Here is an 18,745-nt window from a genome sequence, read left to right on the forward strand (position 1 = left end):
CCAGAGTACGGCCCCTATGCTCGGGTGCATGACCGCGCTCTCCATCGCCTTCGTACCCGGGGTCTCCCCCGCCAAGTGGGTACGGGTCTGGCGTCAGCGCCGACCGGACGTCGACCTCGTCCTCATGCCGGTCACCGCGGACGGGGTCCTCGACGCGATCGAGGGCGACGCCGACATGGTCTTCGCCCGGATGCCGGTCCCCGAGCGCGCCGACGGCGACCAGCCGCACGCGATCCCGCTGTGGACCGAGACGGCCGTCGTCGCCGCTCCGAAGGACTCCCCGCTCGCGGACCTCGACGAGGTCACCGAGGCGGACCTCGCCGGCGTCACCGTCCTCGACGCCGGGCCCGTCCCGGCGGACGTCGGGGCAGCGCTCGACCTGGTCGAGGCCAACGTCGGCGTCGTCGTCCTCCCCCAGTCCCTCTTCCGTGCCGAGAGCCGGAAGTCCCTGGTCTCGCGGCCGCTCGCCGGCTCCCCCGGCACCCGCGTCGCACTCGTCTGGCGCGACGAGGACGCCTCGGAGCTCACCGAGGAGTTCATCGGCGTCGTCCGCGGGCGGACCGCGAACAGCTCGCGGCAGCAGCCGGACCAGCCAGGAGGCTCGGATCCCGACGAGCAGGACGGCGCACGACAGAAGGCGGCCGGCAAGGCCTCCGGCAAGGCGCCCGGCGGCAAGGCCACCGCGGCGAACGCCAAGACCGTCGCCAAGCGGAGCGCCACGAAGGGCACCGGCGCGAAGAGCGGCGGCGGCAAGAACTCCACCGGCCGCGGCCGCACCCCGCGCGGCATGTCCGGCAAGCCGAAGCGCGGCTCGAAGGGCAACCGCTGACGATGGACTCCGCGGTGCCCGGCACGACCCCGACTCCGGCTCCGGCTCCGGCTCCGAGCGACGTGCGCCTCGTGCCGATGCCCGGTGAGCGGATGCCGGGCTGGTTGGACCGCTCGATGGCGGACTACGTCGCCTCGCTCATCCGGTCGGGTGAGAGCCCCGAGGCCGCCGAGACGAACATGCGGCAGTCCCTCGAGAAGTGGTTCCCGGGCGGGTCGCCCGCAGCGGGTCACCACGTGTGGGAGTTGACGCTCGCGGACGACACCGTGGTGGGGCAGCTCTGGGTCGGCCCGCTCAGGGCGGGCAGCACCGAGTGGTGGGTCTTCGAGGTCGAGGTCGACGCCGCACACCGACGGCAGGGTCACGCGCGGCGGGGGCTCGAGCTCGCCCACGTCGTCGCCCGGGACGCCGGCGCTACGAGCATCGGGCTCAACGTCTTCGGCTACAACACCGGTGCGCGCCACCTGTATGAGGAGCTCGGGTACGAGGTCGCCGCGGTGCAGATGCGGCTCCCGCTCACCTGAGCGTCAGCCGGACCTCAGTCCGGCCAGATGCCCGAGGTCGCCCGTCGGTGGCTGCCGAGCAGGTGCGTGTCGACGATGCCCAGTGCCTCCATCAGGGCGTGCATCGTGGTCGGCCCGACGAAGGCGAAGCCGCGCTTCCGCAGCGCCTTCGACAGCGCGGTCGACTCCGGGCTGGTGGTCGGGACCTCCGCGGCCGTCCGGGGCCTGGGCGTGTCGTCCGGCCGGAACGACCACACGAAGTCGGCCAGTCCCCCGTCCGCCCGCAGCGCGACGGTGGCGTTCGCGTTGGTGATCGTCGCGGCGATCTTCGCGCGGTTCCGCACGATGCCCGCGTCGCCGAGCAGCCGGGCGACGTCGTCGTCCCCGAACGCTGCGACGGTGTCCGGGTCGAAGTCGGCGAACGCTGCCCGGAACGCGGGCCGTTTCGCCAGGATCGTGCGCCAGGACAGCCCGGACTGGAAGGCCTCGAGCGAGAGCCGCTCGAACACGCCCCGCTCGTCACGGACCGGCATCCCCCACTCGGTGTCGTAGTAGGCACGCAGCATCGGGTCGGTCGACGCCCAGAGCGGTCGGGCGAGGCCGTCGGCACCGGTCACGAGGTCGTCGGTCATCCCCCGATCCTCCCGCAGAACGAGGGGTCAGTCGGCAGGCGGGCCGTCCTCCTGCGCGGCGGGGTCCATCCAGACGTACTCCCAGCGGTGGCCGTCGGGGTCGTTGAAGCTCCGCTGGAACATGAAGCCGAGGTCCATCTCCGGCCGGTCCTCGGTGCCGCCGGCCTCGACGGCCGCGTCGACGATCCGGTGCACCTCGTCCTTCGTCTCGGCGCTGAGGGAGTTGATGACCTCGATGGTGTCCGGCGCGGCGATCGCCTTGTCGGTGAACTCCGAGAACTTCGCGTGCGTCAGGAGCATCACGTACACGGTGTCGCTCACGACGATGCTCGAGGCGGTGTCGTCGCTGAACACCGGGTTGAGCGGGTAGCCGAGCGCCTGGTAGAACGCGGTCGCCCGCGCCAGGTCGGACACCGGCAGGTTGATGAACACCATGGTCGACATGTGGGGTCCCTTCCGTCGTGACCAACCTGGACCCCGGACCGCGCCCACGCAACCGTTCCGTCGTGGAACCGACGTCAGGTCGGCACGGACAGCCGCCGAGCCGGGACGACACCCCGTGCGGACCGCCGTCTCCGCCCACCCACCCGCTCGGTAGGCTCGCCACATGCGCATCCTCGTCCTCAACGGCCCGAACCTGGACATCCTCGGCCGACGGGACCCGGCACAGTACGGCACCGTGACGCTCGCCGACCTCGAGGCCGTCGTCCGCGCCGAGGCCGCCGAGCACGGGCACGAGGTCGACTTCCGCCAGACCAACCGCGAGGGCGAGCTCGTCGACTGGCTGCACGAGGCGCTCGACGACCACGACGCCGTCGTCATCAACCCCGCCGCCTACGCGCACACCTCGGTCGCGCTGCACGACGCGGTCGAGGCACTGAGCGTGCCCGTGGTCGAGGTGCACCTGTCCAACACGTGGAAGCGCGAGCCGTTCCGCCACGTCGACCACGTCGCCACGGCCGCGACCGCGGTCATCGCGGGCGCCGGGGCGGACGGGTACCGCCTGGCGGTCGCGCACGTCGCCGCGTTGCTGCGCGGCTGACCCACCTGGGCGGCTGACGGGTCCAGCCCGGAACACCCCGGCCGGGAGGCCCGTCAGAACTCCGCCGGCCGCCGCACCTCGTCGACGCCCGCCGCCACGAACCCGCCGCGGATGATCGGCATCGCCCGACGGACGGCCTGGTCGATCCGCAGCTCGAGGTCGACGCTCGCGATGTCGTAGCCACCGACGCGCTTGTCGAAGTCCCGCTCGTTGCCGAACACCGCCAGCGGCAGCGTCGTCGACTGGAAGAACCCGAACAGCGGCCGCATCTGGTGCTCGACGAGCAGGGCGTGTCGGTCGCTGCCCCCGGTCGCGGTGAGCAGCACCGGGGTGTCGACCAGGTCGTACTGCCCGATCCAGTCGAAGAAGAGCTTGAACGCCCCGGAGTACGCGGCACGGAAGGCCGGACTGCCGACGACCAGGACGTCCGCGGCCTCGACGGCCTCGAGCGCTGCCCGCGTGGCGTCCGACATGTGCTCGCGGTCGACGGCGGCGCCGAGGTCCGCCAGCAGCGGGCCGATCTCGACGATGACGGTCTCGGCGTCCGGCAGCTCGGCGGCGAGCCGGTCGACGGTCGCGGCGACGAGGGTCGAGGTGCGGGACGGGTCGGACGGGCTGCCGCTGACCCCGACGACGAGGGAACTGCTCATGCGGTCGATGCTCACACGCCCCGCACGCGCCGGTCGCCGATGTGACGACATGTGTCACCCGGCACCGCGCGGACTCCCGGGCCCGCGGGCGTACCGTCCGGCAGATGCAGACCTTCCTGCCGTTCGCCGACTTCCGTGCCTCCGCCGAGGTCCTCGACGACAAGCGCCTCGGCAAGCAGCGGGTCGAGACCCTGCAGGTGATGCGCGCGCTGATCCTGCCGGACTACGGCTGGCAGCACCACCCGGTCACCGCGATGTGGCGGGGGTTCCGGCCGGCCCTGATGGCGTACCAGGACGCCACCTGCCGGGTGTGGCTCGAGCGCGGGCACGCCGACACCTGTCTCGAGAAGACCCTGGCGGACCTGGCACTCGTGCCGGAGGACCTGGCGGCCTACGAGCGGGGTGACTTCGAGGTGCCCTCGTGGAACACCGACGAGCGGGTACACCTGTCGCACCGCTCGAAGCTCGTGCAGAAGGCGCCGGAGCACTACCGGCCGCTGTTCCCCGACGTGCCGGACGACCTCGACTACCTGTGGCCCGGCACGGTGGAGCACCGCACGACCGCCTGAGTGGGACCGGGTCCGCCGCACCCCGGGGGGAACGGGACACATCGTTCAGGGGTCGATGGTCCCGGAGGCCGCGGCGGACCCGGTCGTTCCGGGACGACCCGGCAGGGGCCGGTGTCCCGGCCGGACGCGCATCAGGGGATGCGTCCGGTCCAGCGCACCGCCGGGAGGGACGGTGCAGGTCGAGAGGTCAGTTCCGGTCGAGGTCTCCCCGGTACCGATCGGACTCGGTCGGCGCAGCCATCGCGTGGCCGGCGCGCGCGAGCCGCGCGGGCAGGAGTGCGCTGGCCAGGGTCGCGAGGACGCCGACGAGGGCGACGACCGCGAGCGGACCGGCGTCGAGGCCGTGCGCGGAACCGACGGCGAGCGCCAGGACCGTCGCCGGTGCGGGCAGGAGCTGGACCGCACGGAAGCGGTCGTCCTGCGTCACCGGGGTGGTCGTCACGTTCGCCATGCCTCCACTCTGGTCGAGAGTGCTTGTCCGCAATAGAGGGGACACGTCCCCAGACCTGGAGTAGAACGTCTAGTACACCTCGTCAGGCGAGCGACCGGACGGCCGAGACGGCGGCGACCACGGCCTCCACGACGGCCGTCGCGTCCGCGGTCGTGAGCGTCGCGTCGAACGTCAGCCGGACTGCGGACCGGGCCAGGTCGTCCGGGAGGCCCAGCGCGGTCAGCACGTGCGAGGCCTCGGTGCTGCCCGCGGCGCAGGCGCTGCCGGAGGAGGACACGACGTCGCGTCGTTCCAGCTCGAGCAGCACCGTCTCGCCGTGCACGCCCGGGAAGCAGAAGGAGGCGTGCCCCGGCAGGCGGTGCTCGGCCGACCCGGTGAGTCGTGCGCCCGGCACCCGGTCGATCACCCCGGCGACGACGAGGTCCCGCACCGTCGTGGCGTGGGCTGCGGCGGCCTCCCGCTCGGCGAGGACACTCCCCCAGGCGGTGGCGAGCCCGACCGCGCCGGCGACGTCCTCGGTGCCCGAGCGACGGCCGCGCTCCTGGCCCCCGCCGTGCACGAGCGGCTCGAGCTGGACCCCGGCGCGGACGGCGAGCGCGCCGGTCCCCTTCGTGGCGCCGAGCTTGTGCCCGGACACCGAGACCGCGTCGACCCCCAGGACGTCGAGGCCGACGGGCAGCCAGGGGGCGGACTGCACGGCGTCGGTGTGGAAGCGGGCCCCGACCTCGTGGGCGATCGCGGCGAGTCCGGCGACGTCCTGCACCGTGCCGATCTCGTTGTCGGCGTGCGCGATCGAGACGAGGGTGGTGTCCGGTCGGAGTGCGGCGCGCAGGGTGTCCGGCGCGAAGGTGCCGTCCGGCTGGACCGGCAGCACCGTCACGTCGAACCCGTGGAATCGTTCGAGGTACCGGCAGCTCTCGAGGACCGCCTCGTGCTCGATCGCGCTCGTGACGACGTGGCGGCCGCGGGGTGTGGCGAGGGCGATGCCCTTCACCGCGGTGTTCGCCCCCTCGGTGCCACCGCCCGTGAAGACGACCTCGCCCGGGCGGCAGCCGAGGGCCCCGGCGACGACGGTCCTGGCGGCGGCGAGGCCCCGGGCGGCAGCGTCCCCGATGCCGTGGGTCGACGACGGGTTGCCGAAGGTGCCGGTCAGGTAGGGCCACATCGCCTCGAGGACCTCGCGGCGGACCGGCGTGGTGGCGGCACGGTCGAGGTAGAACACGCCGCATGCCTCAGGCGGTGACGTCGACGTCGAGCCCGAGGTCGAGCGCCCGTGCCGAGTGGGTCAGGGCACCGACCGAGACGATGTCCACCCCGGTCGCGGCGATCGCGGCGACCGTGTCGAGGGACACCCCGCCCGAGGCCTCGACGAGCGCCCGGCCGGCCACGAGGGCGACGCCCTCCCGGAGCATCGGCACGGTGAAGTTGTCGAGCATGATCGTGTCGACGCCGGCGCTGACGACCGCCTCGATCTGGTCGATCCGGTCGACCTCCACCTCGAGGTGCACGGTGTGACCGAGCCGGGCCCGGGCAGCGCGGATCGCGTCGCCGATGCCGACCCCCTCGGCGAGCAGCACCGCCAGGTGGTTGTCCTTCGCGAGCACCGCGTCGGACAGCGACGTCCGGTGGTTGTGTCCGCCACCGCAGCGGACCGCGTGCCGCTCGAGTGCGCGGAGACCGGGCGTGGTCTTCCGGGTGTCGACGATCCGGGCGCCGGTGCCGACCGTCGCGTCGACGTACCGCGCGGTCAGGGTGGCGATGCCGGACATCCGCTGCACCAGGTTCAGCGCGACCCGCTCGGCCCGGAGCACCGAGCGCGCCGATCCGCTGACGCTCGCGATGACGTCCCCGGCGGCGAAGGTCGCACCGTCGCGGCGGGCGAGGGCGACGACGAGGCCCGGGTCGACGGCGTGCATCACCGCGACGAAGACCTCACCGCCGGCGAGCACGCCGGGTTCGCGGGCCGCCAGGATCGCGGTCGCGGTGGCCGAGGCGGGGATCAGGGTCTCGCTCGTGACATCGCCCCAGGGGGCGTCCTCCTCGAGCGCGGTGTCGATCACCCGGCGGAGCGCGTGCGGCGGGATCGTGCCCGGGTCGGGGACCGCCGCGGCCGGTGCAGTCCGTGCGTCGGTCGGGGTGGCTGCGGTGGTGGTCGTGCTGGTCATGCGAGTGCTCCCTGTCGGGCGGACGTGCGGCGGGGTGCGGCGGCGGACGGTGCCGCGGCGGACGGTGCGGGTGTCGCGGTGACCCAGGCGAGCGTCACGGGTGCGGCCGGGTCGGTGTCCGGGTGGTCGGTCCGGGCGTGGGCTCCGCGGGACTCCGTGCGGGCCTCGGCAGCGCGGGCGGTGAGCCGGGCGAGGTCGAGCAGGGCGCGGTCCTCGGCGTCCCGCACGGTGGTCGGTGCCAGCGCGGACAGTCCGGCCAGGGCAGCGCGGGCCCCGGCGAGCCCGGCCGCGTCGCGGAGCAGGCCGACGTGGTCGGTCATGACGGACTGCAGCGCCTGCCGGACGGAGGAGGACGGACCGGGGTGGGTCGCGCCTCCCGTCCGGTCGCCGACGGGTTCGACGACCGTCGGGACGAGCGCCGCGTCGCCGCGCAGGCGGAGCCGGCCGGGTCGCGGGCTGCCGAGCGCGTCGGCCGCGCGGACCGCGAAGACGAGCCCCTCGAGCAGCGAGTTCGACGCAAGTCGATTGGCGCCGTGGACGCCGGTGCAGGCGGCCTCGCCGACCGCCAGGAGACCCGGGAGGCTCGTCCGGCCCTCCGTGTCGGTCGCGATCCCGCCCATCGCGTAGTGCGCGGCCGGGGCGACCGGGACGCCCTCGCGGATCCAGTCGAAGCCGGCCGCCCGGGTGGCGCGGGTGAGGCCGGGGAACCGGCCGACGAGGAAGTCGGGGTCGAGTCCGGTCGCGTCGAGGAGGACCGGTCGGCCGCCCTGAGCCCGGACGGCCGCGGCGATCCCCCGGGCGACGACGTCCCGCGGGGCGAGCTCGGCATCCGGGTGGACGTCGGTCATGAAGCGGTGTCCGGCAGCGTCGCGGAGGACGGCCCCCTCGCCGCGGACGGCCTCGGAGACCAGGCCGCCGTCCGGCACCGCCAGTCGGGTCGGGTGGAACTGGACGAACTCCAGGTCGGCGAGCACGGCCCCGGCACGCCAGGCGGCGGCGGTGCCGTCACCGGTCGCGACCAGCGGGTTGGTCGTCTCCCGGTACAGGTGTCCGGCGCCTCCGGAGGCGATCAGTACGGCGTCCGCGTCGATCCGCACGGGTTCGCCGAGCAGGTCCAGGACGTCGATGCCGACGACCTGCCCGTCGCGGACCACGAGGTCGGTCAGGCAGGTCCGTTCGAGGATCGTGACGTGTCGACGGTGCAGGGCGGCGACGAGCGTCCGCTCGACGGCGGCCCCGGTCGCGTCACCGTCCGCGTGCAGGACCCGCCAGCGGGCGTGCGCGGCCTCGCGTCCACGCGCCAGGTCGTCGCCGTAGCGGTCGAGGGTCGCCGGGTCGCTGCTGCGGTCGAAGGGCACGCCGAGTGCGAGCAGATCGCGGACCCGGGCCGGGCCGTCGGTGCAGAGGACGTCGACGGCGCGGGCATCGGCGCTGCCCGCCGCGGCGAGGTGGGTGTCGTGCTCGTGCAGGGCGGCGGAGTCGTCCGCGCCGAGCGCCACCGCGATGCCGCCCTGAGCCCATGCGGTGGCGCCGTCGGCGAGCGCGCTCTTCGTGACGAGGGTCACGTCATGGCGCGCGCTGGCGCGGATGGCGGCGGTGAGGCCGGCGATGCCCGACCCGACGACGACGACGTGCACCGTCAGGCCCGGGTGGTGGTCGCGGGCGCGTCGGCGGCGGCCGGGCCGGTGGCGGCCGGGGCGGTCGCGGCGGGGCCCGGGTCGCGTTGACCTGCCAGCGGGCGGGGCTTGGCGGCGAGCATCCGCTCGAGGGCGACCTTCGCGTCGACCTGCACCGCGGCGGGCACCACGATCTCGTTGAGGACCTCGCCGCGGACGAGCGCCTCGAGCACCCACGCCAGGTAGCCGGGGTGGATCCGGTACATCGTCGAGCACGGGCAGACGACGGGGTCCAGGCAGGAGATCGTGTGCTGCGGGTACTCGGCGGCCAGGCGGTTCACCATGTTGATCTCGGTGCCGATCGCGAAGGTCGTCGGCTCGGTGGCGGCGGCGACGGTCTTCCGGATCAGGTCCGTGCTGCCCGCGACGTCGGCGGCGTCGACGACGTCCATCGGGCACTCCGGGTGCACGATCACCGTGACGTCGGGGTGCTCACGGCGGGCCTGCTCGATCTGGTCGACCGTGAAGCGGCGGTGCACCGAGCAGAAGCCGTGCCACAGGACGACCTGCGCCTCGAGCAGTTCGTCGGCCGTGTTGCCGCCGCCGGCCAGCCGCGGGTTCCACAGCGGCATCCGGTCGGTGCTGATGCCCATCGCCTTCGCGGTGTTCCGGCCGAGGTGTTGGTCGGGGAAGAAGAGCACGCGCTGCCCGCGCTCGAACGCCCACTCGAGCACGGTCGCCGCGTTCGAGGACGTGCAGACGATGCCGCCGTTCCGCCCGCAGAACGCCTTGAGGTCGGCGGCGGAGTTCATGTACGTGACGGGGATGACCGGCACGCGGCCGTCGGCGTCGGGCTCGGTGCCGTACAGCGCCGTGAGCTCGGCCCAGGCCGCCTCGACGCTGTCGATGTCGGCCATGTCCGCCATCGAGCAGCCCGCGGCCAGGTTCGGCAGGATCACGCGCTGGTCGTCCCGCGCCAGGATGTCGGCCGTCTCCGCCATGAAGTGGACGCCGCAGAACACGATCGCTTCGGCGTCGGGCTTCGTCAGCGCCGCGTTGGCGAGCTGGAAGGAGTCGCCCAGGAAGTCCGCGTGCCGGACGACCTCGTCCCGCTGGTAGAAGTGCCCGAGGACGACCACGCGGTCCCCCAGGGTCGCCTTCGCCCGCTCGATGCGCTCGTGCAGTTCGTCGTCGGGGGCGTTCTTGTACTCGTCAGGGATCACGCCCTGCCGCGGGGCGGAGGTCGGGATGACGTCGGACATCGACGAACCGGGGCCGTAGCCGGGGACGCTGTCGAAGTCCCAGGTCGGCGCGGCGAGGTCGGGCGTGCAGGTGGTGCCGGCCGCCCGGCCGTTGGAGATCAGTTCGATGGTGGTCGCGATGGACACGGCGGTTCCCGTCTCAGCTCAGGGGATGGGTCAGGGCGTCGTCAGCGGGCCGTTGTCCGCGTACGACAGGTCGGGGTTCGAGCGGTACAGCCGGGCCGGTCGGTGCCGTCCGCCGCTCGTGGTCTCGTCGGTCGGCAGGACCGCGTCGCTCTGCGCGACCTGCCGTCGGAAGTTGGCGGGGTCGAGCCTCTGCCCGAGCACCGCCTCGTACACACCGCGGAGCTCGGCGAGCGTGAACCGGTCGCCGAGGAACGCCTGCGCGATCCGGGAGTACGACATCTTGTTGCGGAGGCGCCACAGCGCGTACTCGACGATGCGGTCGTGGTCGAAGGCCAGCGGCGGGTGCTCGTCGGCGAGGAACCACCGCACGTTCCAGTCGTCCGGCACGACGTTCGCCTCGTCCGGGTGCACGAGGGCCCAGTAGACGACGGACACGACCCGCGTCGGCGAGCGGTCGACGGCGCCGAACGCGTAGAGCTGTTCCAGGTAGCGCGGCTGCACCTTGGTCGTCTCGCGGAGGCGCGCGGCGGCCGAGTCGTCGAGCCCCTCGTCCGCCCCGACCCAGCCACCGGGCAACGCCCACGAGCCCTCGAACGGCTCGGTCACCCGGCGGACCAGCGGCATCCAGAGCGCGGGGACGCCGGTGTCCGGATGCGGGCGGAGCGCGACGATCACGGTCGAGACCGCCAGGCGGATGCCGGTGTCGTCCATCGCTACCCCCCTCGTCGTTTGTTATGGTCATTGTGACCCGAACTGTTCGGGTACTGATGACCGTATCACGATGGTCACCGGACCGGAACGCAGCCGTGACGCCCGGGTAACACGCCGCTCGTAGCATCGGCCGCATGGGCAGCACCACGAGGAAGCACGCCGTCGTGACCGGAGCCGTGCAGGGCGTCGGGTTCCGGTACTGGACGGCACGGAAGGCCGACGGGCTCGAGCTCGTCGGGTACGCACGGAACCTGTTCGACGGCACCGTCGAGGTCGAGGCGGAAGGCCCCGGCCCCGCGGTCGACGCCCTCGTCGTGATGCTCCGCTCAGGCCCGCCGTCGGCGACCGTCACCGACGTGGCCGTGCGGGAGGTCGCCCCGCTCGGCGAGGACGACGGCTTCCGCATCCTGCACTGACGCGGGCGACACGCGGAGTTCACCCCGCGTTCTGCGGCAGTCGGGAATGCTGTGGTCCTGTCAGCTCTTGCAGCCTCGGTACCCACCCGTCGTGGGTCCACCGTCACACCACGAAGACATCAGGAGCCCCCTTGACCCAGGCCGTCGACTCCGCACCCCGCACCGGGTCCGTCGAAGAGTCCTCCCCCGCGGGCAACCGCCTCGTGATCGGGCTGCTGCTCGTCTCGGCGTTCGTCGTCATCCTCAACGAGACGATCATGGGCGTGGCGCTGCCGCGACTCATGGACGACCTCGGCATCAGCGCCGCGACCGGGCAGTGGCTGACCACCGGCTTCCTGCTCACCATGGCCGTCGTGATCCCGATCACCGGCTACCTGCTGCAGCGCTTCAACACCCGACCGGTGTTCGTCTGGGCGATGAGCCTGTTCTCCGCCGGCACGCTCATCGCACTGCTCGCGCCGGGCTTCACGATGCTGCTCATCGGGCGCATCGTGCAGGCCAGCGGCACCGCGATCATGATGCCGCTGCTCATGACCACCGTCCTGACCCTCATCGAGCCGGCCCACCGCGGCCGCGTGATGGGCAACATCTCGATCGTCATCTCGGTCGCCCCCGCGATCGGCCCGACGATCTCCGGCCTCATCCTCAACGCGTTCTCGTGGCGCTGGCTGTTCGGGTTCGTCCTGCCGATCGCCCTGGCCGCCCTCGTGCTCGGCATGGTGAAGGTCCGCAACGTCTCGACCCCGCGCAAGTCCGCGATCGACGTGTTCTCCGTCGTCCTGTCCGCCTTCGCGTTCGGCGGCATCGTCTACGGCCTGTCGAGCATCGGCGAGGCCGCGGACACCGGGTACGGCGTACCGATCGGTGCACTCGTCGTGGGCTTCGTCGCCCTCGCGGTGTTCATCGTCCGCCAGACGCGGCTGCAGCGCCGCGACGCCGCACTGCTCGACCTCCGCACCTTCAGCACGAAGGGCTTCACGATCCCGATCGTCGCGATGGCGATCAGCTTCATGGCGATGTTCGGCACCCTGATCCTGCTGCCGATCTACCTCGAGCGGGTGCTCGGCCTCGAGGTCCTGCAGGTCGGCCTCCTGCTGCTCCCCGGTGGTCTGCTGATGGGGCTGCTGTCCCCGATCGTCGGCCGTCTCTACGACCGCTACGGCCCGCGCATGCTGCTCATCCCCGGATCGATCATCATCAGCGCCGTGCTCTGGGCGCTCTCGACGGTCACCGCGGACACCAGCGTCACGTTCGTCCTCGTCGCCCACATCGTGCTGAGCCTCGGCCTGGCGCTGACCTTCACGCCGCTGTTCACCGCGGCACTCGGTGGGCTGCCGCCGCGCCTGTACTCGCACGGCAGCGCCGTCCTCGGCACCGCCCAGCAGCTCGCCGGTGCGGCCGGCACGGCACTGTTCGTCACGCTGCTGACGCTCGGCGCCACCGCCGCGGCGACGAACGGTGACGTCGCCGGTGCCGCGACCGCCGCCGAGGCCACCGCCCGGGCGACCGCGTCCGGCGTGCACTCCGCGTTCCTCGTCGGCGCGGTGATCTCCATGCTCGGCATCATCGCCTCGGCGATGGTCCGGAAGCCGGCCACCCCGGAGGGTGCACCCGCACCCGCCATGCACTGACCGTCCCCACGCAGACGACGTGCCCCCCTCTTCCGGAGGGGGGCACGTCGTCGTTCCCGGCACCGTGGCATCGTGGGCACATGCGGTCGACGACGAGCGAGCTGAACTGGTCCGGCACGGTCACCTACACGGCCGAGCGGGTGGTGCGACCGACCTCGCTCGACGACGTCGCCGACTTCGTCGCCCGCAGTCCCCGCGTCCACGGGCTCGGCACCCGGCACTCGTTCAACGACGTCGCCGACACCCCGGGCGTCCTGCTCGACCTGACCGCCGTGCCGACCGACCTCGTGGTCGCCGCGGACCGCCGCACCGCCACGATGGGTGCCGGCACCCGGTACGGGCTCGTCGCACCGGAACTCGACGCGGCCGGGGTCGCCCTGCACAACGAGGGGTCGCTCCCCCACATCTCGCTCGGTGGCGCGATCGCCACCGGCACGCACGGCTCCGGCACCACCCTCGGCTCGCTGAGCACCGCCGTCGCCGCGCTCGAGCTGATCGGCCCCGACGGCAGCACGACCACGATCCGACGCGGTGACCCGGACCTCGGCGGCGCCGCGATCCACCTCGGGCTGCTCGGCATCGTCACCCGCGTGACCGTCGACGTGCAGCCCGCGTACCGGATGCGCCAGGACCTCTACGGGCCGATCCCCTGGGACACCTTCACCGCCTCCGCCGCCGAGGTCTTCGCCGCCGGGTACTCCGTCTGCGCCTACACGCAGTTCGGTGACACCGTCTCCGAGGTGCTCGTGAAGTCCCGCGTGCCGGACGGGGCCGACGACGTCGAGGTCCCCACGGGCCTCCTGGGCGCGCCCCGCCTGCCCGGCTCGCCCGGTGACGGCCACCACACCGCGCGCGACGGCTCGGTCGGGCCGTGGTGGGACCGGCTGCCGCACTTCCCGATCGAGTCGGTGCCCTCGGTCGGATCCGAGGTACAGAGCGAGCACTTCGTGCCGCTCCGGCACGCGGCCGCGGCGCTCGACGCGCTCCGCGGGCTGGCTGACCGGATCCAGCCGCACCTGCACGTCTGCGAGCTGCGGACGATGGCGGCCGACGACCTGTGGCTCAGCCCCACGCAGGGCGAGGACGTGCTCTGCATCGCGTTCACCTGGAAGAAGCACCCGGAACAGGTCGCGGCCCTGTTGCCCGACCTGGAGGCGCGACTCGCCCCGTTCGGCGGCCGCCCGCACTGGGGGAAGATGAGTTCCCTCGACGGCTCCGCCGTCGCCGCGCTGTACCCGCGGCTCGGCGCGTTCCGCGAACTGGTCGGGCGGCGTGACCCGGCCGGCAAGTTCCGTTCGGCGTTCGGCGAGCAGGTGCTCGGGCTGGAGAGGTCGGGGTCGGGCTCGGGTTCGGGTTCAGGGCTCAGCCGACCGGTGTGATCGTCGTCGTCTCGCCGTCCCAGTGCCGGACGCCGGCGACCCCCAGGGCCTCCGGCAGCGGGACCGACGCCAGCGCCTCGAGCATCCGCGGCAGATCGACGTCCCGCGGCCGACGTGCGAGCGTCAGGTGCGGCGCCCATCGTCCTGGTAGCGAGGTGTCGACGCCGCCGGGCGCTGCGCGGTGCACGGCCTCGTGGAACGCGGCGAGCGCGCGGTCGACCACGACGGAGACCCCCAGCACGTGGCGGCCCGGACCGGCCGGGAACAGCAGCAGGCCCGCGGGGCGGATCGCCCTCGGCAGCGGCGCGTCGAAGCCGGACGGCACGGGCAGCGTCTCGCCCGCCGCCAGCGTCACGTGCGGAGCGTTGGTCTCGGACGTGTGTCGGCCCATGCTCGGCAGGTCGGCGGCGACCAGGGCCTCCCAGGTGTCGCGGACCGCCCGTTCGGCATCCGGGTCGAGGAGGAGTTCGATGCTGCGCACGTCTCGAGCCTGCCCGACGGCGAGCGCCGGCGTCACACAGCGACGCTGGCCCGTCACGCGGCGACACCGGTCGTAACACGACGGAACGTGAATCGACCCGGTCCGTGGCTGCCGGGCACACTCGTGGCTGTCCCCGCCGGGTGACCCCCAGCGTCGGGACCCCCACAGCACCGTCCCTGCCAGCAGGGCGACCCCTTCACGAGGAGCAGCCATGTCCGCGTCCCCCGTCCTGCCCGACCGTCCGCAGCGCAAGCGCCCGCTCGGGTGGATCATCGCCGCGGCCGTCGTCGTCCTCGCGATCATCGTCGCCGTCGTGGTCGTCGCCGTCCGCGGTGGCGGCTCCGACCAGGCCGGAGCCGCCGGCAGCGGTTCGGACCAGAAGGCCCAGACCGTCACGATCGGTGTCGCCGACAAGGCGCTGCCGTACTGGAAGACCTACACGGCACTCGCGAAGGAGCGCCTGAACGTCACCGTCAAGCTGACCAACTTCGCCGACTACTCGCTGCCGAACCCCGCGCTCAAGGACGGGCAGGTCGACATCAACCAGTTCCAGCACATCCAGTACCTGGCGAACTACAACGTCACCGCGAAGGACGACCTGCAGCCGATCGGCTCCACCGCCGTCTACCCGCTCCCCCTCTACGCGACGAAGTACGACAAGCCGTCCGCGATCCCGGAGGGCGCGAAGGTCGCCATCCCGAACGACGCCATCAACGAGGCCCGGGCGCTGCTCGTCCTGCAGTCCGCGAAGCTCATCGAGCTGCGGGACGGCGGCAGCGCGTTCTCGACCACCGACGACATCACGTCGCACGAGGTCGACGTGCAGCCGCTCGACGCCTCGCAGACCGCGAACGCGCTGCAGCAGGGCTCGGTCGCCGCGGCCGTCGTGAACAACAACTTCGCCACCGCCGCCGGGCTGCCCGCCTCGGACAAGGTCTTCACCGACGACCCGTCCAGCTCCTCCGCCGCCCCGTACGTCAACGTCTTCGCGGTCCGCGACGAGGACAAGGACAACACCACCTACCTGGACCTCGCGAAGCTGTTCCAGGACAGCGCGGTGCAGAAGGACTTCACCAAGGACTACCCGGACGCCGTCGCCCGCGACGAGAAGGCGTCCGCCCTGCAGGACGAGCTCGCCACCGTCGAGCGGGACGCGAAGGCAGCAGCCGAGTAGTGGCTGCCCTCGTCGAACTCCGCGGTGTCACCAAGAGCTACCGCCGCGCCGACACCGGAGAGACCGTCACCGCGGTCGAGGGTGTCGACCTCGACGTCCACCAGGGCGAGGTCCTCGGGGTGATCGGGTACTCCGGCGCCGGCAAGTCCACCCTGGTGCGACTCGTCAACGCCCTCGAGCTGCCCACCTCGGGCACGGTCACCGTGGCCGGGCAGGAACTGACGGCGATCCCCGAGCGGGACCGCCGGCAGGCCCGCCGCCGGATCGGGATGGTGTTCCAGCAGTTCAACCTGTTCCGCTCCCGCACGATCGCCGGCAACGTGGCGTACCCGCTCAAGGTCGCCGGTGTCGCGAAGGCCGAACGGGACCGCCGGGTCGCAGAACTGCTCGACTTCGTCGGGCTGCTCGACCGGGCGTACGCCTACCCCGAGCAGCTGTCCGGCGGGCAGAAGCAGCGCGTCGGCATCGCCCGGGCGCTCGCGTCGAACCCCGAACTGCTGCTCGCCGACGAGGCGACCAGTGCCCTGGACCCGGAGACGACGTCGGAGGTCCTCGCGCTCCTCCGCCGCGTCAACCGCGAGCTCGGCGTCACGATCATCGTCATCACCCACGAGATGGACGCCGTCCGCCGGATCGCCGACCGCGTCGCCGTGATGGAGCAGGGCCGCGTGGTCGAGGTCGGCGACGTCTACGACGTGTTCTCCGCCCCCACCACCGAGGCCGCACAGCGCTTCGTCCGCACGGCCCTGCACGACCGCCCCTCGCCCGAGACCGTCGCCCGGCTGCACGAGCGCCACCCCGGCCGGATCGTGTCCGTCCGGATCACCGACGAGACCGGCCTGCAGGGTCGCATCGACCAGGCGTTCCGTGACACCGCGGTCACCGCCGAGCTCGTCTTCGGCGGGGTCAGCGAGATCCGCGAGCGCCGCATCGGGTCGCTCACGTACGAGCTCGGTGGGCGTGACGCCGACGTCGACCGGGCGGTCGGCGCCCTGCGCGCCGCTGGCATCACCGTCGTCGAGGAGGCCCGCGCATGAACAACTCGTTCCAGAGCGTCATCGACACGTTCGACGTGTTCCTGGCCGCGACCCGGGACACGATCGTCATGTCCCTGGTGTCGCTCGTCATCGCCGGTGTCATCGGCCTGGCCCTCGGGCTGCTGCTCTACGCCACCCGGCCGGGCAACCTGCTGTCGAACCGCACCGCGTACACGGTCATCAACCTGGTCGTGAACCTGGTGCGTCCGATCCCGTTCGTGATCTTCCTCGCCGCGATCGCACCGCTGTCGCGCGTCGCCGTGCAGACCACGATCGGCGTCCCGGCCGTGACGTTCGCGATCTCGCTCGCCGCAGCGTTCGCGGTGTCGCGGATCGTCGAACAGAACCTGCTCGCCATCGATCCGGGCGTCGTCGAGGCGGCACGGGCCTCCGGGGCGCACCCGGTGTCGATCCTGCTGACCGTGCTCATCCCCGAGGGGCTCGGGCCGCTGATCCTCGGCTACACGTTCATCTACATCGGCATCGTCGACATGACGGCGCAGGGTGCACTGGTCGGCGGTGGCGGGCTCGGCGAGTACGCGATCACCTACGGCTCGCAGCGGTACGACTGGTGGGTGGTCTACGTCTCGGTCGCCGCGATCGTCGTCATCGTGCAGCTCGGCCAGTTCGTCGGCAACCGCCTGGCCCGGGCGACCCTCCGCCGCTGACGCCCGGCCCGGTGCTGCCCGCCCCCTCCCCTGCCCCGCCGAGGTCGCACGATCTGCCGCCGGATCGCCCGCCGGGCAGCAAGACGAGCGACCTCGGCGGAACGCCGACGGCACGTCCTGCGACCTCGGCGAACCGACGCCGGACGGGAGGCACGAGGCCAGCCCGCCACGCGCCTCCCGTCCGCCACTCCCGGCCATCGCCGCGAGATCGCACGATCTGCCGCCGGACCGCCCGCCGGGCGGCAGTTCGCGCGACCTCGGCGGAACGCCGACGGCACGCCCTGCGACCTCGGCCAGACGTCGACCGGACGGGAGGCACGCGGCCAGCCCGCCACGCGCCTCCCGTCCGCCATCCCACCTCCGACTCCCCCGAGGTCGCACGAACTGCCGCCGGACCGGCCGCCGGGCAGCAGAACGAGCGACCTCGGCGGAACGCCGACGGCACGTCCTGCGACCTCGGCCAGATACCAGACGCCAGACGCCGACGCAGACGCCGCCGGACGGGAGGCGCGGGGCGGGCCCGGCGCGCGCCTCCCGGCCGGCAGGCGGCCGTCAGGCGACCGCGGACGCCGTTCCGGCAGCCTCGGCGGGCGCCTCGTAGCTCGCACGCACCAGGATCGGACGGTGGTCGGAGATGCCCGCGGGCAGGGTCTCGACACCGGCGATGTGCAGCCCGACGCTCGTGGCGAAGTCGAAGTGCCCGGTGAACTTGCGGTAGCGCAGGTACGTCGGCTGGTCCGAGAGGGACAGCGCGAACCCGGACTCCTCGATCTTCCGGCGCAGGTTCGTCTGGAACCACGGGTAGTTGAAGTCGCCGACCATGATCGCCGGGGCCTCGCTCGACAGGTCACGGACGAAGTCGTGCGCGGCCTCGATCTGCTTGCGGCGCAGGGAGTTGGTGGCGGTGAGGGGCGAAGCGTGGAACGAGGCGACGATGACCTCGGCCTCGGCTTCCTTGTCGTAGAGGTGCATGGCGATGAGCCGCTCGTGCGCGGGAGACAGGACCCGGTCGTGCAGGGACTTCTGCAGCGAGTGGATGCCGAAGTCCTGCACGTCGAAACGGTCGTCACGCTTGTAGATGGCGAGGCCGAGTCGGTTCGCCTGGGTCGACGCGGCGAGGGTCAGGCCACCGACGGAGGTGGCGAGGTCGGTGCTGTCGCACTCCTGCACGCAGAGCACGTCGGCCTGCGAAGCCTCGGCCAGGGCGGCGAGCTCGCTGTTCGCGGTGTGCTCGCGGAGGTTGTAGCTCACGACACGCAAGGACCTCTGCCCGACTGCGGTGGTCGGTTCGGTCGATCCCTGCTCGTGTGGCGCCGCCATGCTGCCTTCCGTCCTGGGCCCTGAACGGCCCGCTCTCCTGCCGCGGTCACGGTACTCGGGGATGGCAGCAGGTTGCTGAGACT

The 18,745-nt window shown here is 72.7% G+C and carries 21 protein-coding genes; 10 read left to right on the plus strand and 11 right to left on the minus strand.

The annotated features are described in order from the left end of the window. Positions 1–28 precede the first annotated feature (28 nt). Both DEI97_RS12135 and DEI97_RS12140 read left to right on the plus strand, forming a co-directional pair. On the plus strand, positions 29–829 hold the full coding sequence (locus DEI97_RS12135; RefSeq protein ID WP_181439219.1) for a LysR family transcriptional regulator substrate-binding protein: 801 nt from the start codon (positions 29–31) through the stop codon (positions 827–829). 14 nt (positions 830–843) lie between these two features. Then, complete coding sequence (locus DEI97_RS12140) at positions 844–1,353, plus strand: GNAT family N-acetyltransferase (protein WP_181439220.1); 510 nt, start codon at positions 844–846, stop codon at positions 1,351–1,353. Between the two features lie 14 nt (positions 1,354–1,367). Here DEI97_RS12140 and DEI97_RS12145 read toward each other — a convergent pair whose 3' ends face one another. Further along, positions 1,368–1,964, minus strand: coding sequence for a DNA-3-methyladenine glycosylase I (locus tag DEI97_RS12145; RefSeq protein WP_111074655.1), 597 nt, complete (start codon positions 1,962–1,964; stop codon positions 1,368–1,370). Between the two features lie 27 nt (positions 1,965–1,991). Beyond that, positions 1,992–2,408 carry a VOC family protein gene (locus tag DEI97_RS12150; RefSeq protein ID WP_111074656.1) on the minus strand — a complete coding sequence of 139 codons (417 nt, stop codon included), beginning with the start codon at positions 2,406–2,408 and terminating at the stop codon, positions 1,992–1,994. Positions 2,409–2,571: 163 nt separating this feature from the next. Between DEI97_RS12150 and aroQ the strand changes: the two genes are divergently transcribed. Continuing rightward, on the plus strand, positions 2,572–3,006 hold the full coding sequence (gene aroQ, locus DEI97_RS12155) for a type II 3-dehydroquinate dehydratase (RefSeq protein WP_111074657.1): 435 nt from the start codon (positions 2,572–2,574) through the stop codon (positions 3,004–3,006). A gap of 53 nt (positions 3,007–3,059) precedes the next feature. Here the strand turns inward: aroQ and DEI97_RS12160 are convergent, their stop codons facing one another. Further along, entirely contained in the window at positions 3,060–3,656 is a 597-nt protein-coding gene (locus tag DEI97_RS12160) for an NAD(P)H-dependent oxidoreductase (RefSeq protein ID WP_181439221.1), read from the minus strand. 104 nt (positions 3,657–3,760) lie between these two features. Between DEI97_RS12160 and DEI97_RS12165 the strand changes: the two genes are divergently transcribed. Continuing rightward, positions 3,761–4,225, plus strand: coding sequence for an MSMEG_6728 family protein (locus tag DEI97_RS12165; RefSeq protein WP_111074659.1), 465 nt, complete (start codon positions 3,761–3,763; stop codon positions 4,223–4,225). Between the two features lie 187 nt (positions 4,226–4,412). Here DEI97_RS12165 and DEI97_RS12170 read toward each other — a convergent pair whose 3' ends face one another. The 6 genes from DEI97_RS12170 to DEI97_RS12195 all read right to left on the minus strand — a co-directional run bounded on the left by DEI97_RS12170 (position 4,413) and on the right by DEI97_RS12195 (position 10,556). After that, positions 4,413–4,676, minus strand: a complete 264-nt coding sequence (locus tag DEI97_RS12170) for a hypothetical protein (RefSeq protein ID WP_111074660.1) — start codon at positions 4,674–4,676, stop codon at positions 4,413–4,415. An 82-nt stretch (positions 4,677–4,758) separates the two neighbouring features. Beyond that, positions 4,759–5,898, minus strand: coding sequence for a cysteine desulfurase family protein (locus DEI97_RS12175; RefSeq protein WP_111074661.1), 1,140 nt, complete (start codon positions 5,896–5,898; stop codon positions 4,759–4,761). Positions 5,899–5,908: 10 nt separating this feature from the next. After that, positions 5,909–6,841: a carboxylating nicotinate-nucleotide diphosphorylase gene (nadC, locus tag DEI97_RS12180; RefSeq protein WP_111074662.1), complete on the minus strand. Its 933-nt coding sequence runs from the start codon at positions 6,839–6,841 to the stop codon at positions 5,909–5,911. Then, positions 6,838–8,478 (minus strand): L-aspartate oxidase, encoded by a 1,641-nt coding sequence (nadB, locus tag DEI97_RS12185; RefSeq protein WP_111074663.1) that lies wholly within the window; start codon positions 8,476–8,478, stop codon positions 6,838–6,840. Before nadB ends, nadC begins: the two co-directional genes overlap by 4 nt. A 2-nt stretch (positions 8,479–8,480) precedes the next feature. Then, the gene (gene nadA / locus DEI97_RS12190) at positions 8,481–9,845 is read right to left on the minus strand and encodes a quinolinate synthase NadA (RefSeq protein ID WP_253463881.1); all 1,365 of its coding nucleotides are present in this window, start codon (positions 9,843–9,845) and stop codon (positions 8,481–8,483) included. Between the two features lie 30 nt (positions 9,846–9,875). Further along, positions 9,876–10,556 carry an NUDIX hydrolase gene (locus tag DEI97_RS12195; RefSeq protein ID WP_111074664.1) on the minus strand — a complete coding sequence of 227 codons (681 nt, stop codon included), beginning with the start codon at positions 10,554–10,556 and terminating at the stop codon, positions 9,876–9,878. A gap of 134 nt (positions 10,557–10,690) precedes the next feature. Here DEI97_RS12195 and DEI97_RS12200 point away from each other — a divergent pair, with 134 nt between their 5' ends. From DEI97_RS12200 to DEI97_RS12210, 3 genes are all read left to right on the plus strand, one after another. Beyond that, complete coding sequence (locus DEI97_RS12200; RefSeq protein ID WP_111074665.1) at positions 10,691–10,972, plus strand: acylphosphatase; 282 nt, start codon at positions 10,691–10,693, stop codon at positions 10,970–10,972. A gap of 131 nt (positions 10,973–11,103) precedes the next feature. Then, entirely contained in the window at positions 11,104–12,603 is a 1,500-nt protein-coding gene (locus DEI97_RS12205) for an MDR family MFS transporter (RefSeq protein WP_111074666.1), read from the plus strand. Positions 12,604–12,683: 80 nt separating this feature from the next. Next, positions 12,684–13,982: a D-arabinono-1,4-lactone oxidase gene (locus tag DEI97_RS12210; protein WP_111074667.1), complete on the plus strand. Its 1,299-nt coding sequence runs from the start codon at positions 12,684–12,686 to the stop codon at positions 13,980–13,982. Here the strand turns inward: DEI97_RS12210 and DEI97_RS12215 are convergent. Beyond that, entirely contained in the window at positions 13,966–14,463 is a 498-nt protein-coding gene (locus tag DEI97_RS12215) for a 2'-5' RNA ligase family protein (protein WP_146248126.1), read from the minus strand. The two genes, DEI97_RS12210 and DEI97_RS12215, sit on opposite strands and share 17 nt — an antisense overlap. Positions 14,464–14,674: 211 nt before the next feature. Between DEI97_RS12215 and DEI97_RS12220 the strand changes: the two genes are divergently transcribed. Genes DEI97_RS12220 through DEI97_RS12230 form a run of 3 tightly spaced genes read left to right on the plus strand, consistent with a single transcriptional unit; the run spans position 14,675 to position 17,342 of the window. Beyond that, positions 14,675–15,637: a MetQ/NlpA family ABC transporter substrate-binding protein gene (locus DEI97_RS12220; protein WP_111074669.1), complete on the plus strand. Its 963-nt coding sequence runs from the start codon at positions 14,675–14,677 to the stop codon at positions 15,635–15,637. Further along, the gene (locus DEI97_RS12225; protein WP_111074670.1) at positions 15,637–16,674 is read left to right on the plus strand and encodes a methionine ABC transporter ATP-binding protein; all 1,038 of its coding nucleotides are present in this window, start codon (positions 15,637–15,639) and stop codon (positions 16,672–16,674) included. The genes DEI97_RS12220 and DEI97_RS12225 overlap by 1 nt, the downstream gene beginning before the upstream one ends. Continuing rightward, positions 16,671–17,342 carry a methionine ABC transporter permease gene (locus tag DEI97_RS12230; protein ID WP_111074671.1) on the plus strand — a complete coding sequence of 224 codons (672 nt, stop codon included), beginning with the start codon at positions 16,671–16,673 and terminating at the stop codon, positions 17,340–17,342. The genes DEI97_RS12225 and DEI97_RS12230 overlap by 4 nt, the downstream gene beginning before the upstream one ends. 552 nt (positions 17,343–17,894) lie before the next feature. Here the strand turns inward: DEI97_RS12230 and DEI97_RS12235 are convergent. After that, the gene (locus tag DEI97_RS12235; RefSeq protein ID WP_258376697.1) at positions 17,895–18,602 is read right to left on the minus strand and encodes an endonuclease/exonuclease/phosphatase family protein; all 708 of its coding nucleotides are present in this window, start codon (positions 18,600–18,602) and stop codon (positions 17,895–17,897) included. Between the last annotated feature and the right edge of the window lie 143 nt (positions 18,603–18,745).

The organism is Curtobacterium sp. MCLR17_032, assembly GCF_003234795.2.
In the GTDB taxonomy this organism is placed as follows: Bacteria; Actinomycetota; Actinomycetes; order Actinomycetales; family Microbacteriaceae; genus Curtobacterium.

Coding starts and splice junctions, on each gene's coding strand:
- DEI97_RS12135 (WP_181439219.1), top strand. CDS start 29: ATGACCGCGCTCTCCATCGCCTTCGTACCCGGGGTCTCCCCCGCCAAG.
- DEI97_RS12145 (WP_111074655.1), bottom strand. CDS start 1,964: ATGACCGACGACCTCGTGACCGGTGCCGACGGCCTCGCCCGACCGCTC.
- DEI97_RS12150 (WP_111074656.1), bottom strand. CDS start 2,408: ATGTCGACCATGGTGTTCATCAACCTGCCGGTGTCCGACCTGGCGCGG.
- aroQ (WP_111074657.1), top strand. CDS start 2,572: ATGCGCATCCTCGTCCTCAACGGCCCGAACCTGGACATCCTCGGCCGA.
- DEI97_RS12160 (WP_181439221.1), bottom strand. CDS start 3,656: ATGAGCAGTTCCCTCGTCGTCGGGGTCAGCGGCAGCCCGTCCGACCCG.
- DEI97_RS12165 (WP_111074659.1), top strand. CDS start 3,761: ATGCAGACCTTCCTGCCGTTCGCCGACTTCCGTGCCTCCGCCGAGGTC.
- DEI97_RS12170 (WP_111074660.1), bottom strand. CDS start 4,676: ATGGCGAACGTGACGACCACCCCGGTGACGCAGGACGACCGCTTCCGT.
- nadC (WP_111074662.1), bottom strand. CDS start 6,841: ATGACCAGCACGACCACCACCGCAGCCACCCCGACCGACGCACGGACT.
- DEI97_RS12195 (WP_111074664.1), bottom strand. CDS start 10,556: ATGGACGACACCGGCATCCGCCTGGCGGTCTCGACCGTGATCGTCGCG.
- DEI97_RS12200 (WP_111074665.1), top strand. CDS start 10,691: ATGGGCAGCACCACGAGGAAGCACGCCGTCGTGACCGGAGCCGTGCAG.
- DEI97_RS12210 (WP_111074667.1), top strand. CDS start 12,684: ATGCGGTCGACGACGAGCGAGCTGAACTGGTCCGGCACGGTCACCTAC.
- DEI97_RS12220 (WP_111074669.1), top strand. CDS start 14,675: ATGTCCGCGTCCCCCGTCCTGCCCGACCGTCCGCAGCGCAAGCGCCCG.
- DEI97_RS12230 (WP_111074671.1), top strand. CDS start 16,671: ATGAACAACTCGTTCCAGAGCGTCATCGACACGTTCGACGTGTTCCTG.